Origin of the sequence: Streptomyces sp. UNOB3_S3, assembly GCF_020740895.1 — a bacterium.
Classification (GTDB): domain Bacteria; phylum Actinomycetota; class Actinomycetes; order Streptomycetales; family Streptomycetaceae; genus Streptomyces.
On the sequence record NZ_JAILXP010000693.1, the window covers coordinates 1 to 1,321 of the forward strand.

1 protein-coding gene is annotated in these 1,321 nt (G+C 71.1%); it reads right to left on the reverse strand.

Features of this window, described 5'->3' with window-relative positions; genetic code table 11:
- Window positions 1-1,078, reverse strand: a 1,078-nt coding sequence (locus K6I33_RS35070) for an NB-ARC domain-containing protein (protein WP_308297373.1), incomplete at its 3' end; no start/stop codon positions are given.
- Between the last annotated feature and the right edge of the window lie 243 nt (window positions 1,079-1,321).

Consider the following 1,321-nt stretch of genomic DNA (forward strand, 5'->3'; position numbering starts at 1 on the left):
AGTTGAGGATGGGCGGGGTGCTCCACAGGGCGTGCGGGTGGCCGGCAGGGTCGAGGAGGGCGGCAAGGCGCAGGGCGGGGACGGCGAAGCCTGCGGGGTCGGAGGCTTGGGCGGCATCCAGGGATAGCAGCAGGGTGGTGGTGATCTGGCGTCCGTAGCCTTCGGTGTCGGCTGTTTCCGGCAGCGCTTGCTCCAGACGGGTCCGCCGGTCGGCAAAGAGATCCAGGTAGGCGGCGCAGGTCAGTTCTTTGTTGATCATGTAGGCGGCGGCGTGGCTCAGGGCGAGCGGCAGGTAGCCCAGAGCCTGGGCAAGGGCTCGGGCGCGGTCATCGATCAGGTGGGCCATGTCGTCGCCTGTCAGGCGGGTGCGCAGGTAGGCGTCGGCTTCTTCGGGCGTGTAGACGTCGATGGTGATGCGGGTGCGTCCGCCGCCGGTCAGGCGGGCGTCGTGCAGGCGGGTGGTGGCCAGTACCCAGCCGGTGCCGGTGCGACTGACGGGCCACCACTGGTCCATGACGGCCGGGTCGGTGATGTCGTCCAGCACCACCAGCCACCGCCGTGGCGTAGTGGCCAGCCACGCCAGGAAGGCGCGGGCATCAGCCTCCTTGTCCAGCCCGTGTGCGTCCGGCACGCGGATACGGGCGGCGGCCTGCGCGTACTGAGTGATCACCTGCTGCACCTCGCCAGCCGCAGCCCACACCACCAGGCCGGCGCCCTCGGCCAGGGCATCGGTGGCACAGGCGGCGGCCAGTTGGGTCTTGCCGACCCCGCCTCCGCCGGAGAGCACCTGGGTCAGCACCACCGCCCCGCCGCCCATACGGGCGGCGCCGACCTTCTCGCGCAGCGCGGTCCGTGGCTGGAACGCTGAGGCCAGGATCGGCACTGGTCCGACCTCCACCGGCCACGACACCTCCGCCTCGTTGCCGGAGGGCTGGTGGATGTGCTGTTCCTTGATGTTGATGACCTGGCTGTGGTCTCCGAGCGCGCTACCCTCGATGTTTCCGCCGACCCCGATGCCGCCGCCTTCCACGGTCACCTCGCGCAGCTCGCCTCCCCGCTCACCAGCGACATCCGGCACAGGGGGGTTCGTCTGCGGGCTGGAACGGGCCGGGGTGCCGGTGTCCTGGTCAGGGCCGGTGGAGCGTGCTTTGCGGCGCCAGGGCCAACGCGGTTCAGTCATCGCTGGCTGTCGTCTCCGATGGCGCTGTCGGTAATGTCCCCGCCCGCCGCCAGCCCGCCCGAGCCCGCCTGAACATCGCCATTGCCCCGCCGGCTTGGTCCACGGCGCTCGGACGTACGCGGACCCGACACCGTGGAGCGA